This window comes from Burkholderia sp. Bp8986 (genome assembly GCF_003854225.1).
Classification (GTDB): Bacteria; Pseudomonadota; Gammaproteobacteria; order Burkholderiales; family Burkholderiaceae; genus Burkholderia.
This window is the reverse complement of sequence record NZ_QTQM01000016.1, coordinates 90086-103880: the sequence shown is the minus strand read 5'-3', so window position 1 is coordinate 103880 and position 13795 is coordinate 90086. Positions and strand designations below refer to the sequence as shown.

14 protein-coding genes are annotated in these 13795 nt (G+C 68.6%); 6 read left to right on the top strand and 8 right to left on the bottom strand.

Annotated elements, in window-relative coordinates; translation table 11 throughout:
• Positions 1–95: 95 nt before the first annotated feature.
• The 6 genes from DID99_RS16835 to DID99_RS16810 all read right to left on the bottom strand — a co-directional run bounded on the left by DID99_RS16835 (position 96) and on the right by DID99_RS16810 (position 7343).
• A complete protein-coding gene (locus tag DID99_RS16835; RefSeq protein WP_124487468.1) occupies positions 96–581 on the bottom strand; it encodes a GNAT family N-acetyltransferase in 486 nt (161 codons plus the stop codon).
• Entirely contained in the window at positions 578–853 is a 276-nt protein-coding gene (locus DID99_RS16830; protein ID WP_006476519.1) for a hypothetical protein, read from the bottom strand. The genes DID99_RS16835 and DID99_RS16830 overlap by 4 nt, the downstream gene beginning before the upstream one ends.
• Before the next feature lie 37 nt (positions 854–890).
• Entirely contained in the window at positions 891–2180 is a 1290-nt protein-coding gene (glp, locus tag DID99_RS16825; RefSeq protein WP_124487467.1) for a gephyrin-like molybdotransferase Glp, read from the bottom strand.
• A gap of 105 nt (positions 2181–2285) precedes the next feature.
• On the bottom strand, positions 2286–2903 hold the full coding sequence (gene mobA, locus DID99_RS16820) for a molybdenum cofactor guanylyltransferase MobA (protein WP_124487466.1): 618 nt from the start codon (positions 2901–2903) through the stop codon (positions 2286–2288).
• A gap of 28 nt (positions 2904–2931) precedes the next feature.
• The gene (gene moaA, locus DID99_RS16815; RefSeq protein WP_124487465.1) at positions 2932–4044 is read right to left on the bottom strand and encodes a GTP 3',8-cyclase MoaA; all 1113 of its coding nucleotides are present in this window, start codon (positions 4042–4044) and stop codon (positions 2932–2934) included.
• A 131-nt stretch (positions 4045–4175) separates the two neighbouring features.
• The gene (locus tag DID99_RS16810) at positions 4176–7343 is read right to left on the bottom strand and encodes an Rne/Rng family ribonuclease (protein ID WP_124571097.1); all 3168 of its coding nucleotides are present in this window, start codon (positions 7341–7343) and stop codon (positions 4176–4178) included.
• Positions 7344–8067: 724 nt separating this feature from the next.
• Here DID99_RS16810 and DID99_RS16800 point away from each other — a divergent pair.
• From DID99_RS16800 to DID99_RS16785, 4 genes are read left to right on the top strand one after another with little or no spacing between them, the layout of a single operon-like run.
• Positions 8068–9072, top strand: a complete 1005-nt coding sequence (locus DID99_RS16800) for an RluA family pseudouridine synthase (RefSeq protein ID WP_124667184.1) — start codon at positions 8068–8070, stop codon at positions 9070–9072.
• A 5-nt stretch (positions 9073–9077) separates the two neighbouring features.
• On the top strand, positions 9078–9737 hold the full coding sequence (locus DID99_RS16795) for an HAD-IA family hydrolase (RefSeq protein ID WP_044844782.1): 660 nt from the start codon (positions 9078–9080) through the stop codon (positions 9735–9737).
• Positions 9734–10144: a Rieske 2Fe-2S domain-containing protein gene (locus DID99_RS16790; protein ID WP_124487462.1), complete on the top strand. Its 411-nt coding sequence runs from the start codon at positions 9734–9736 to the stop codon at positions 10142–10144. Before DID99_RS16795 ends, DID99_RS16790 begins: the two co-directional genes overlap by 4 nt.
• 12 nt (positions 10145–10156) lie before the next feature.
• Positions 10157–11149 carry a S49 family peptidase gene (locus tag DID99_RS16785; protein ID WP_124487461.1) on the top strand — a complete coding sequence of 331 codons (993 nt, stop codon included), beginning with the start codon at positions 10157–10159 and terminating at the stop codon, positions 11147–11149.
• Positions 11150–11212: 63 nt separating this feature from the next.
• Here DID99_RS16785 and DID99_RS16780 read toward each other — a convergent pair whose 3' ends face one another.
• The gene (locus DID99_RS16780) at positions 11213–11935 is read right to left on the bottom strand and encodes an SAM-dependent methyltransferase (protein WP_124487460.1); all 723 of its coding nucleotides are present in this window, start codon (positions 11933–11935) and stop codon (positions 11213–11215) included.
• Positions 11932–12564 (bottom strand): Maf-like protein, encoded by a 633-nt coding sequence (locus DID99_RS16775; protein ID WP_124487459.1) that lies wholly within the window; start codon positions 12562–12564, stop codon positions 11932–11934. The genes DID99_RS16780 and DID99_RS16775 overlap by 4 nt, the downstream gene beginning before the upstream one ends.
• A 265-nt stretch (positions 12565–12829) precedes the next feature.
• Here DID99_RS16775 and DID99_RS16770 point away from each other — a divergent pair, with 265 nt between their 5' ends.
• Both DID99_RS16770 and rpmF read left to right on the top strand, forming a co-directional pair.
• The gene (locus tag DID99_RS16770; RefSeq protein WP_044844777.1) at positions 12830–13465 is read left to right on the top strand and encodes a DUF177 domain-containing protein; all 636 of its coding nucleotides are present in this window, start codon (positions 12830–12832) and stop codon (positions 13463–13465) included.
• 98 nt (positions 13466–13563) lie between these two features.
• Complete coding sequence (gene rpmF, locus DID99_RS16765; protein ID WP_006051932.1) at positions 13564–13743, top strand: 50S ribosomal protein L32; 180 nt, start codon at positions 13564–13566, stop codon at positions 13741–13743.
• The last annotated feature ends 52 nt before the right edge of the window (positions 13744–13795 follow it).

The window sequence follows — 13795 nt, the reverse complement described above, 5'->3', positions numbered from 1 at the left end:
CGCATGATGCACGCAGCCGAAACCGGCTGGAACGAAGACGGGCGCCGCGGCGCCCGTTTTCCTTTGACACGGCGACCGGCGTAGCCGGCGCGCGTTCAGCGTGCGGCGAGCGCGTCCAGTGCGTCGCCGGTGACGCGCACGATGCGCCACTCCGGCAGCACGGTCGCGCCCATCTTCTCGTAGAAGTCGATCGCCGGCTGGTTCCAGTCGAGCACCGACCATTCGAAGCGAGCGCAGCGGCGCTCGACGGCGAGTGCCGCGAGGTGCTGCAGCATCGCGGTGCCGAGGCCCGTGCCCCGCTGCGACGGCTGCACGTACAGATCCTCGAGATACAGCCCGCGCCGGCCGAGGAACGTCGAATAGTTGTGGAAGAACAGCGCATACGCGACGATCGCGCCGTCGCGCTCGGCCACCAGCGCTTCGGCGGCGGGGCGTTCGCCGAACAGCGCGTCGGCCAGGTCGGCGTCGCTCGCGACGAACAGGTGCGTGAGCTTTTCGAACTCGGCCAGCTCGCGCATTAGCGCGAGGATCGCGCCAACGTCGCGCGTTTCGGCCGCGCGGATCAGCGGTGTGCCGCTCACGCTTCCTCCGGCGGATCGGACAGCACGATCTCGATGCCGCCGAAGCGCGACGCGACCCAGTTGTACGCGTGGCAGGCGATCCACAGCAGCACGAAACCGAGGATCGCGTTCAGCAGCAGCGCGCTCAGGATCGTGCTCAGTTCGACCATCCCGTAACGGATGTACGCGACCAGGATGCCGAGCAGCACGATCGGCACGCTGAACGTCAGGTAGACGAGGATCAGCGCCTTCGCGGTCTGCCCCGCGGCGATCGACGAGATTTGTTTCTTCATGTGCGGATTGCCCCCGTAGAAATATACCGATTGGAATTCAGATCAGGCCGTCGAGCGGCAGGATGTCGACCGGGGCGCCCGCGTCGACTGCCGCGGAATCGTGGCCCAGGACGATGAAACAGTTGGCGGCCGCAAGGCCGCTCAGCGATGCGGAACTCTGCGAACCGGCCGGCGCGACGTGCCACTGGCCGTCGGCGGCGCGCGTCGCGATCGCACGCAGGTATTCGGTACGGCCCGGACGCTTTTTCAGCGCCTGCGTGCTGCGTGCCGTGTACATCGTCGGCGGCGGCGTGTGCGCGCCGGCCAGCGTCAGCAGTGCGGGGCGCACGATCGCGTAGAACGTCACGGCGGAGGCGACCGGATTGCCGGGCAGCCCGAAGAACAGCACGCGGCCGTCGCCCGCACGCGCGAGCGTGCCGCACGCGAGCGGCCGGCCGGGCCTCAGCGCGAGGCTCGCGAAGGTCACGTCGCCGAGCCGCGCCATCACGTCGCGCGTGAAATCGGCTTCGCCGACCGATACGCCGCCGGACGTGATCACCGCGTCGGCCTGTGCGGCGATCGCATCGTGCAATGCGCGTTCGAGCGCGGCCGGATCGTCGCGGACGATCCCGAGATCGAGTGCGTCGATGTGCAGCCTTTCGAGCATCGCGACCAGCATCCCGCGATTGCTGTCGTACAGCGTGCCGCGGCCGAGCGGCTCGCCGGGTTCGCGCAGTTCGTCGCCGGTCGAGAACACGGCGACGCGCACGCGGCGGCGCACCGTGACTTCGCGCAATCCGAACGATGCGAGCAGGCCGAGATCGGACGGGCGCAGGATGCGGCCGGCGGCAAGCGCGCAGGCGCCGCGCGCGAGATCTTCGCCGGCCCGGCGGCAGTTTGCGCCGCGCGCGACCTCGTGTGCGGCGAAGCGGATGACGTCGCCGTCGACGCGCACGCGTTCCTGCGGAATGACCGTGTCGCATCCGGCCGGCATCGCCGCGCCGGTCATGATGCGGATGCACGTGCCGGGCACCACGGCCCCATCGAACGGATGGCCGGCGAGTGCCGTGCCGGCGACCGTCAGCGCGATGTCGGCGGCCGCTGCCAGCGCGACTGCGCTGCCGTCGAATGCGTAGCCGTCCATCGCCGAGTTGTCGTATGCGGGAATGTCGAACGGCGCATTCACGTCGGCCGCGAGCACGCGGTCGAGGGCGTCATGCAGCGGTACCGTTTCGCACGCGTCGACCGGCACCGCGAACCGGCACGCGAGCGCCTGCGCATCGGCGAGCGACAGCGGGGCCGCGGAATCGGGTGCGGTTCGGGAGGCGGGCGAGGATTGCGTGATCATCAGTCGGACTGCGCCGCGAGGCGTATCGGGTTCGTGGCCGGTGGCCCGCGGAGGGCGCCGAAGCGCGAAGGCGCATGCGGCGGGCGGGAACGGATGCCGGTGCCGTCAGCGGCGGGCAAGCGCGGCAAGTTCCTGCCAGGAATTGGCATTGTAAAACGCACGCTCGTCGCGAAACTCGACTTCGACCGTCTTGTGGCGTGCGTACCACGCACGCACCTTGCGCTCGCCGGCCGCGAGCCTGGCCGCGAGATCGTCGGCGAGCGACGCGCGCAGCAGCGCGAAGGTCGGCTGCGGCGAACGCGCGTGGTGCGCGTCGACGGTCACCGCCATCGCGATGTCGGCCTGCTGCGCGTCGAGTGCCGCGTGCAGCCGCGCGACGAGGTCGGCCGGCAAATAGGGCGTATCGCACGGCGAGCACACGACGAGCGGTGCGCGCGCCGCGCGCATGCCGGCGAGCAGGCCCGCGAGCGGGCCGGGGAAATCGGGGGTTTCGTCCGGTACGATGCGCGCATCGAACGGCGCACCGAGTTCGGCGTAGCGCGCGGCGTTGCGATTCGCGCTGATCAGCGTCTCGTCGACCTGCGGCGCGAGCCGGCGCAGCACGTGCAGCGCGAGCGGCGTACCGTCGAGCAGCTGCAGGCCCTTGTCTGCGCCGTCCATGCGCGTCGCGCGCCCGCCCGCGAGCAGCAGGCCGGTGATGGAAGGCGAGGCGGAAGCGGACATCGCGGGAAAGCGGGGCGGGCGGCGCGCGTCAGCCGCCGATGTACGACATTTCGACGCGCTTGCCGGCGCCGTCGGGCGCGGCGTCGGCGGCCGCGCTGCCGCGCAGCTGCGAGTAGCGGTCGGTGCGGGCCTGCCAGATCCGGGCGATCGCGGTCGCGATCTCGGCGTCGCTCGCGCCGCCGCGCACCAGTGCGCGCAGGTCATGGCCGGTCGACGCGAACAGGCACAGGTACAGCTTGCCTTCGGTCGACAGCCGCGCGCGCGTGCAGTCGCCGCAGAATGCCTGCGTGACGCTCGAGATCACGCCGATTTCGCCGCTGCCGTCCGCATAGCCCCAGCGCTGCGCGGTTTCCGCCGCCGTGTGCGGCTCGAGCGGAACGAGCGGGAACTGCTCGGCGATCCGCGCGACGACGTCCGCGGACGGCAGCACTTCGGTCATGTTCCAGCCGTTCGACGTGCCGACGTCCATGTATTCGATGAAGCGCAGGATCACGCCGGTGCCGCGGAAGCGCTCGGCCATCGGCAGGATCTCGCGGTCGTTGGTGCCGCGCTTCACGACCATGTTGACCTTGACCGGCGCGAGGCCCGCGGCCTGCGCGGCGAAGATGCCGTCGAGCACGTCGGCGCTCGCGAAGTCGGCATCGTTCATGCGCTTGAACAGCGTGTCGTCGAGCGCGTCGAGGCTGACCGTCACGCGTGTGAGGCCGGCATCCTTCAGCGCACGCGCCTTGCGCGCGAGCAGTGAGCCGTTGGTGGTCAGCGTCAGGTCGAGCGGGCGGCCGTCGTGGGTCGTCAGGCGCGCGAGGCGCTCGATCAGGAACTCGAGGTTCTTGCGCAGCAGCGGCTCGCCGCCGGTGATCCGGATCTTTTCGACGCCGTGTGCGACGAACAGCCGTGCCACGCGCTCGATCTCTTCGTGCGTGAGCAGGGCGCTGTGCGGCAGGAACGGGTAGTCCTTGTCGAACACGTCCCGCGGCATGCAGTACACGCAACGGAAGTTGCAGCGATCCGTCACCGAGATGCGCAGGTCGCGCAGCGGCCTGGCGAACGTGTCGGCCAGGGCGCCGTCAGGGGTATGCGCGACGCCGGAGATATCCGGCATCCCGCTGACGTCGGCGAGGGGAATGATGCGTCGGGACATGTTGAAAGAAGTGCGAGCCAGTCTTCTATTTTAGCCGCAAGCGGCCGGCCGGGCCGGTGGGCGGAAACCCGCAGCGCGGACATGAAAAAGCCCGCCGGAGGCGGGCTTTTCCTGGTCGGGCGATGCGCCGCTTAATGGTGCGACGTCTCGACCTGCTGCATCGGGGTCGTATCGACCGGCGGCAGCGCCTTGCGCTCGCGCGGCACGCGGGCCGGACGCGGCAGGCGCGACGCGGCTTCCTGGGCAGCGCGGAACTTGGCGGCATCCGTGTTCACCCACACGAGGCCGGCTTGTTCCAGCACGACGTCGAGGCTCGCCGAAGCGGGCGCAGCGGCCGGTTGAACCGGCGCCGGCGCGGGCGCGGCAACGGCTTCGACCGGGGCCGGTTCGACCTGAGCCGGTTCGACGGCTGCCGGCGCGACCGGTGCTGGGGCGACCGGTGCCGGAGCGACTTCAACCGCGGCGACCGATGCCGGTGCGGCTTGCTCGACGGGCGCGAACTGCGGCGCTTCGACGGCAGCCGGCACTTCGAACGCATCGGTCGGCGACACCGCGACCGGTGCCGGGCCGGCTTCCGGAGCAGCGGCCGGCGCGACCGGTACCGATTCGGCGACCGGTGCGACCGGGGCGGGCTCGATCGGCGCGACCGGCGTCGCTTCGACGCGAACCGGTGCCGGTTGCGGCTCGACCACGGCCGGCTCGACCGCTTCGGCACGCTGTTCGACTGCGGCCTCGGCTACCACGGCGCCCGCTGCGGCGACCGCTGCCACGGCGACCGGTGCGGCCGTATGGGCCGGCTCGAACGCGCTCGGGGCTTCCGTCGTCACAGCTTGCACGGCTTCGCCGTCCGCGCCTTGCTCGGCGTGGTCGACGACTGCGCCTTCGTCCTCGCGCTCGCGACGACCGCCGCGGCGACCGCGGCGGCGGCGACGACGTTCCTCGCCGTCACGTGCGCCGGCTTCCGCGTCGGCTGCGACATCGGCGCCCGGCAGGGCGACGGCTGCGGCCTGGTCGGCTTCCGCTTCCGGATGGTTCTCGCCACGGGTGACGGTCTCGAGCGTAGCCGCGTGTTGCGTCGGCTTGCGGCGCTCACCGCGCTCGCGACGTTCGCCGCGTTCCTGGCGCTCGCCGCGGCCGGCTGCCTCGACGGCTTCCGGCTGCTCGGTGCGCTCGCGCGGTTCGCGGTTCTCGCGCGGTTCGCGCGGCTCACGGCTTTCACGCGGCTCGCGCGATTCGCGGCCTTCGCGCGGGCCACGGCCCTCGCGACCTTCGCGGCCCTCACGACCTTCACGGCTTTCGCGCGGCTCGCGGCCTTCACGCGGTTCGCGACCCTCGCGCGGTTCACGCGGCTCGCGCGCTTCCTTGCCTTCGCGTTCCTGGCGTTGCGACTGGCCACGGCCTGCCGCTGCCTGGTCGCGACCACCCTGAGCCTGCTGGGCGCCGCCACGACGATTGCGGTTGCGATCGCCGCCGCGCTGCTCGGTCTTCTCGGTCCGCTCGCGGGCCGGACGGGCAGCCTGTTCCTTGGCCGGCGCCGGTGCGATCGGCGCGGGCGCCGGAGCCGGCGACATGCCGAACAGACCCTTCAGCCAGCCGATGAAGCCGCCGCTCGCCGCGGCGACCGGTGCGGGTGCCGCAACCGGCTCGACCGGGCGCTGCGGTGCCGGGCTCGGTGCCGGACGCTCGGGCGTGATGCCCTTGACCGCCGCTTCCTGCTTCGGCTTCACGTCGGCCGCGCGCTTGCTGTAGCCGGTTTCCGACTCCAGTTCGCGGGCGGCTTCCTCGGCCATCTTCCAGGACGCGCGCGGATCGTCGAGGCGCGCGTCGTCATGGCGCAGGCGCTCGAGCTTGTAATGCGGCGTATCGAGGTGCTTGTTCGGGATCAGCACGATGCCGACCTTGAAGCGCGACTCGATCTTGTTGATTTCCTGACGCTTTTCGTTGAGCAGGAAGGCGGTCACCTCGACTGGCACCTGGCAATGGATCGCCGCGGTGTTTTCCTTCATCGCTTCTTCCTGAATGATCCGCAGGACTTGCAGCGCGGACGATTCGGTATCGCGGATGTGGCCCGTGCCGTTACAGCGCGGGCACGTCACGTGGCTGCCTTCCGACAGGGCCGGACGCAGGCGCTGGCGCGACAGTTCCATCAGGCCGAAGCGGGAGATCTTGCCCATCTGCACGCGCGCACGGTCGTGCTTGAGTGCGTCCTTCAGGCGTTGCTCGACTTCGCGCTGGCTCTTCGCCGACTCCATGTCGATGAAGTCGATGACGATCAGGCCGCCGAGGTCGCGCAGGCGCAGCTGGCGGGCCACTTCGTCGGCCGCCTCGAGGTTCGTGCGGGTCGCCGTTTCCTCGATGTCCGCGCCCTTGGTCGCCCGCGCCGAGTTCACGTCGATCGCGACGAGCGCCTCGGTGTGGTCGATCACGATCGCGCCGCCCGACGGCAGCGGCACCGTGCGCGAGTACGCGGTCTCGATCTGGTGCTCGATCTGGAAGCGGGAGAAGAGCGGCACGTCGTCGTGGTAGCGCTTCACCTTCGACACGTTGTCCGGCATCACGATGTCCATGAACGCACGGGCCTGATCGTAGATCTCGGTCGTGTCGATCAGGATTTCGCCGATATCGGGCTGGAAATAGTCCCGGATCGCGCGGATCACGAGGCTCGATTCCAGATAGATCAGCATCGGCTGGCCGGCATTGCCGCTTTGCGACGCCGCTTCGATCGCGCGCCACAGCTGCAGCAGGTAGTTCAGGTCCCACTGCAGTTCCTCGGCGCTGCGGCCGATGCCCGCGGTGCGGGCGATCATGCTCATGCCGTCCGGAATCTGCAGCTGCGCCATGGTTTCGCGCAGTTCCTGACGCTCGTCGCCTTCGATCCGGCGCGACACGCCGCCGCCGCGCGGATTGTTCGGCATCAGCACGAGGTAGCGGCCGGCGAGCGAGATGAAGGTCGTGAGGGCGGCGCCCTTGTTGCCGCGCTCTTCCTTCTCGACCTGGACGATCAGCTCCTGGCCTTCGCGCAGGGCATCCTGGATGCGCGCGGAGCGCATGTCGATGCCTTCCTTGAAGTACTGGCGGGCGACTTCCTTGAACGGCAGGAAGCCGTGGCGGTCTTCGCCGTAGTTGACGAAGCACGCTTCGAGCGACGGCTCGATGCGCGTGATGACACCTTTGTAGATATTGCCTTTGCGCTGTTCGCGCCCGGCTGTCTCGATGTCGATGTCGATGAGCTTTTGCCCATCGACGATGGCGACGCGCAGCTCCTCCTGCTGCGTCGCATTGAACAGCATGCGTTTCATGAACGACTCCAGGCGGCTCTGCTGCCGGCGCCTCGCGGTTGTCAGTCGCGAGGGCGGGAACGACGGCAGGCCGCACCTTGTTGTGTTGTCACAAGCACGCTGGAGCGGGAAGGATGGCGGGGAGAATTGCCTGAAGAGGCGCTTGGGCCCGAAAGACGGGGCCGGCGGCCATAGGGCACCTGCGAACACGGCTTCAAAGCACGGCGTCCACACACCGCACGCTGCGAAAGCGCGCTAAGCCTGAGACCGGGGCACTGCCACGGGGCGCGCGCAATGCGTCGCGCGCGCCGACGGGCGGCAGATGCTGCGGCTTGGGCCGCAGCGGGGAGTATCGAATCCAGCCCGACTTTCCCGCCTGGGGTGTACTTCCCTGGTTTGACGTCGCCAAGCCCCGCACGCTTCGCGGGGCCAAATCGGGCGCAACGCCGTAATTTTCGCAACCGGCAGCCTGCGGACGCACCTCGCGCCGTCGGGCTGCCGATCAAATTCTTTTCAACCAACTTTCCGTTACCGCGGCGCCTGATCGACCGAATCCGCCTGTGGGCGCGATCCTTGCCGACGGCCGGCGCCGTGCGTGCAACTTGCTGCATCTCTTTGATTAGGGGCGAGCAGCAGACCCCCGGCGCAAGTAAAATAACGGTTTGCGCTTGCGCCTTGCCCGATTCCGTCGGGACCGGCCTGTCAGGCCACCCTCAACGTCAGGCTGGGCAAAATTATATTCAGTATGAATGAGTTAGGCAAAATATCCCAGAATTCAGTCGCAAGCGGCCAGGTATCGATGATCCAGATCGACGAAAACTCGGCCGGTCAGCGGATCGACAACTTCCTGTTGCGCGTCTGTAAAGGCGTGCCCAAAAGCCATATTTACCGGATCCTGCGCAGCGGCGAAGTCCGCGTGAACAAGGGTCGGGTCGACGCCCAGTACCGTCTCGCGTTCGGCGACCTCGTCCGCGTGCCGCCCGTGCGGGTGGCGGCGGCCGACCTCGCGCGCGCCGACACGCCGATCGTGCCGCCCGCGCAGTTCGAGGTGCTGTACGAAGACGACGCGCTGCTCGTCATCAACAAGCCGGCCGGCGTCGCCGTGCACGGCGGCAGCGGCGTCGCGTTCGGCGTGATCGAGCAGATGCGCCAGGCCCGCCCGCGCGCGAAATTCCTCGAACTCGTGCACCGGCTCGACCGCGAGACCTCCGGGATCCTGATGCTCGCGAAGAAGCGCACGGCGCTCGTCGGCCTGCACGAGCAGATCCGCGAGAACCGGATGGACAAGCGCTACTTCGCGTGCGGACACGGCGAATGGCAGCCCGACTGGGGCCGCCGTCGCGTGGTGAAGGCTCCGCTGTTCAAGTATTCGACCCCGGAAGGGGAGCGGCGCGTGCGCGTACAGGACGATGGCCTGCCGTCGCACACGGTGTTCAACCTGATCGAGCGCTGGCCGGACTACGCGCTGGTCGAGGCGGAACTCAAGACGGGTCGGACCCATCAGATCCGGGTGCACCTCGCGCATCTCGGCCTGCCGATCGCCGGCGACGCCAAGTATGGCGATTTCGCACTGAACAAGGCGCTGGCGCGCGCGAACGCGCAACCGTCGCTCAAGCGGATGTTCCTGCATGCGCACCGGCTCAAGCTCGCGCATCCGCTGACCGGCGAGGCGTTGCAGTTCGATGCGCCGCTGCCGGACGAATGCCGGCGCTTCCTCGATCAACTCCGCGCTCTGCGCGATACCGCCTGACTCGCATGGCCCGACAGCAATTTGATCTGATCGTCTTCGACTGGGACGGCACGCTGATGGATTCGACTGCGCACATCGCGCACAGCATCCAGGCCGCCTGCCGCGATCTCGGCCTGCCCACGCCGTCGGACGAGGCGTCCCGCTACGTCATCGGCCTCGGCCTGCGCGATGCACTGCAGATTACTGCTCCGACCCTCGATCCGTCCGACTATCCGCGGCTGGCCGAACGCTACCGCTATCACTACCTGCTGGACGATCAGCGCATCGAGCTGTTCGCCGGTGTGCGCGAACTGCTCGCGGAATTGCGCGATACCGGCTACCTGCTCGCGGTCGCGACCGGCAAGGGCAGGGTCGGGCTGAACCGCGTGCTCGACCAATCGAAGCTCACGAGCCTGTTCGATGCGACGCGCTGCGCCGACGAAACGTTCTCGAAGCCGCATCCGGCAATGCTGCACGAATTGACCCGTGAATTGGGGCAGGATCTCGCGCGTACCGTGATGATCGGCGACACCACGCACGACCTGCAGATGGCCGCGAGTGCGGGGGCGGCCGGCATCGGCGTCGCGTACGGCGCGCACACGGCCGATGCGCTGGCCGCGCTGACACCGCGCTTCGTCGCGCCGGACGTCGGCGCGCTGGCCGCGTGGCTGCGGGAGCACGCGTGAGCGCGGCGCCGGATGCCGTGCGCGTGTGCGCATCGGACGCGCTGGCCGACGGCGGTGCCGGCGTGCGCGTCGATGCGACGCTGCGCGGCGAGCAGGCGGTCGTGTTCTTCGTGCGCTACGAAGGCCGTGCATACGGCTACCTGAACCGCTGCGCGCACGTGCCGATGGAGCTCGACTGGGCCGAAGGGCAGTTCTTCGAGTCGTCGGGCCTGTACCTGATGTGCGCGACGCACGGCGCGATCTACGCGCCGGATACCGGCAAGTGCGTCGGCGGCCCGTGCCGCGGCGGCCGCCTGCGGCCGGTCGAGGTCGACGAGCGCGACACGCCGGACGGGCGTGCGGTATTCTGGCTACCGGATGCCGACCTGGGTCCCGCCGCTTCGCCCCCTCCCGCCACGACCGACTGACGACACCACTGCATGGCCGACCAACCGAACCTTCCTGATTCCTCGTCCCGTTCCGACAGCCGCGAACCGAACTGGGAGCGCGCGGCGCTCGAGCGGATCGCGCTCGCGGCCGTCAAGGAACAGCGCGCCGCGCGGCGGTGGAAGATCTTCTTCCGTTTCGCGTTCCTCGGCGTGTTCGTGCTGCTCGCGTTCGCGCTGATCGATTTCTCGAGCGACTCGAAATTCTCGGCGAGCGGGCGCCACACGGCGCTCGTGACGATCGACGGCGAGATCGCGGCGGGCACCAACGCGAACGCCGACGACATCAACACGGCGCTGGATACTGCTTTCGACGACAGCGGCACGGCCGGCGTCGTGCTGCGGATCAACAGCCCGGGCGGCAGCCCGGTGCAGGCCGGGATGGTCTACGACGAGATCCGCCGGCTGCGCAAGAAGTATCCGGACAAGCCGTTGTACGTCGTCGTGACCGACATGTGCGCATCGGGCGGTTATTACATTGCGTCCGCCGCCGACAAGATCTTCGTCGACAAGGCGAGCATCGTCGGCTCGATCGGCGTGCTGATGGACGGGTTCGGCTTCACGGGCCTGATGGGCAAGCTCGGCGTCGATCGCCGCCTGCATACGTCGGGCGAAAACAAGGGCTTCTACGACCCGTTCTCGCCCGAGACGCCGAAGATGGATGCCCACGCGCAGGCGCTGCTCGACCAGGTCCATGCGCAGTTCATCAAGGCCGTGAAGGACGGCCGCGGCAAGCGGCTGCACGAAACGCCCGACATGTTCTCGGGGCTGTTCTGGACCGGCGAAAAGAGCGTCGAGCTCGGGCTCGCCGACGGCTACGGCACGACCGACACGGTCGCGCGCGACGTGCTGAAGGCGCCGGATCTCGTCGACTATACGGTGAAGGAAAGCCTGACGAACCGCGTCGCGCGCAAGTTCGGCGCTGCGGTCGGCGGTGCCGCGATGAAGGCGCTCACCGCGGGCGGCACGTCGTTCAGCCTGCGCTGAGCGGCGGCCAGCCGGCGCCGCGGCGAACGGGGCAGGGCGCCCCGTGTCGCGCGGCCGCCGGCTTCAGTTCGCGAGCAGCAGGAAGATGGCGGGGCGCTTCTGCAGATTCGGCGCAGGCGTCTTTTTCCAGTCCGCCACGGAGCGGCTGGCGATCGTCTCGGTCTCGAGGGTCAGGTCGGCCGCGACGCAGATTTGCGTCGACGGCGCGCAGGTCGCGACCAGCGTATCCAGCATCGCCTGGTTCCGGTACGGCGTCTCGATGAAGATCTGCGTCTGGCGCGCCTTGCGTGACAGTTGCTCAAGTTCGCGCAAGCGCTTCGCACGTGCGGCCGCATCGACCGGCAGGTAGCCGTTGAACGCGAAACTCTGGCCGTTCAGGCCCGACGCCATCAACGCGAGCAGGATCGAACTCGGCCCGACGAGCGGCACGACCTTCACGCCGCGCTCGTGCGCGCGGCGCACCAGCAGCGCGCCCGGATCGGCGACGGCCGGGCAGCCGGCCTCCGACACGAGGCCGGCGTCCGCGCCGGCCAGTATGGGCGCGAGCAGCCGGTCGATGGCGCCGGCCGGCGTATTGACGTTCAGTTCGCTGATCTCGATTTCCTGGATCGGCCGCGTCGTGCCGATCTTCTTCAGGAACGCGCGGGTCGTTTTCGCGTTTTCGCCGATGTAATAGCCGAGTGTGCCGGCGCGCGCCTGCACGGCGGCCGGCAGTACGGCGGCGAGCATCGATGCGTCGCCCTCGCCGAGCGTGTTCGGGACGAGATAGAGCGTGCCGGCGGTCATGCGCGGTCTCCTTGGGGTGCGGCGAACAGCGGATAACCGACGGCGCGCAGCATCCGCGTGAGCGCGATCAGCGGCAGGCCGACGAGCGCCGTCGGGTCGTCGGAGTCGATGGCATCCAGCAGCGCGATGCCGAGCCCTTCGGACTTCGCGCTGCCGGCGACGTCGTACGGCGTTTCCGCGCGCAGGTACGCATCGAGTTCGGCTTCGGGCAGCGAGCGAAAGCGCACGTGTGTGACGACGTCCTCGCTCTGCGTTTCGCCGGTGCGGCTGTCGTAAAGGCTGAGCGCGCTGTGGAATTCGACGTCGCGGCCCTGCATCGACAGCAGCTGCGCGAGCGCGCGCTCGTGCGTGCCGGGCTTGCCGATCTGGTGGCCGTCGAACGTCGCGACCTGGTCCGACCCGATCACGAGCACGCCGTCCGGCGCGTCGATCGTCGCCGCGACCGCGCGCGCCTTCGCACCGGCGAGGCGCAGCGCGGTCGCGGCCGGCGCTTCGCCCGCGAGCGGGGTTTCGTCGAGGTCGGGCGACACGACGTCGAACGGCAGGCCGAGGCGCTCGAGGAGCGCGCGGCGGTAGCGGGAACTGGAGGCGAGAATCAGCCGCGGCGGGCGGCAAACGGTATCCGGCATGGTCGGTTGGGTCGGTGAGTCGTCGGGTGTGGCGCGGTGTTGCAAGGGCGCAAGCATAAGTGATTGACCGCAAAAGGTAAAACAGGTATGCTTTCCCGCTTTTCGTCGGCAGGCTTTCCGCGGTGGTGGCGCCTGCCGGGTCTTCGGAAGTAAAGTACGTAATCGTGCGAGGCGTACGTGGCGTGGATCGCGTACGTGCGCGGCGTCAAATGAGTGGCGCCAGCAAGCCGGATCCCGCAAGTCAGCCTGTAGGCAGGAGCGCAACATGAACACTTCTTCTGGCAAGCCTGCGGCAGCGCTTGATCCGCACGCGGTCGATCTGTTCGAATTCGCCCGCAGCGGGCGGCAGGCAGCGGGTGCCGTGCGCCTGTCGCAACTGCCGCGCATGCTGAACGAAGTGCCGGCGGACGCGCCCGATCGCGACACGGTCTTCACGTGGCAGGCCGAAGGGTTCACCCAGAAGGAGTTGCAGGACGACGGCGCCGATGGGCAGCAGCCGTATCTGCGCCTCGCGGTGCATGGCCATGCGTGGCTCACGTGTCAGCGCTGCATGACCCCGTACGACCAGACGTTCGACGTCGACATGACGTACCGGGTCGTTGCGACCGAAGAAGAAGCTGAAGAATTTCCGCTCGACGACGATGAAGCCGATGTGATCGTGGGCTCACGCCAGTTCGATCTCGTCGACTTGATCGAAGAGGAGTTGCTGCTTTCGTTGCCGCTCGTGCCCAAGCACGAGGTTTGCCCGGCAGTTCACGAAAGCCTCGTGTCGGGTGCGAGCGGTCCTTCGGAAGACGCGGACGACGAGTCCGCCGAAGACGAGGACGAGGGCAAACGGCCGAATCCGTTCGCAGCGCTGGAAGCGCTGAAGAAGGACGGGGACGGCAGCAAGAAACACTAAGCAGTTGTGGCGCGGGAAGGCGTAAGGGCTTTGGGCCAGGGTAGTTAAGCGCCGGATCGGGCTGTGTTAGAATCCGGAAAATTATTTAGGAGTTAGTCATGGCAGTCCAGCAAAACAAGAAGTCGCCGTCGAAGCGCGGCATGCATCGTTCGCACGATTTCCTGACGGCAGCGCCGCTGGCAGTCGAGCCGAGCACGGGTGAAGTGCACCTGCGTCACCACGTCAGCCCGAACGGCTACTATCGCGGCAAGAAAGTCGTCAAGACGAAGAACGACTAAGCGTCAAGTCACGCGTTGCGCGCTACGATCGCCGTTCGCGTGACAACTGGTT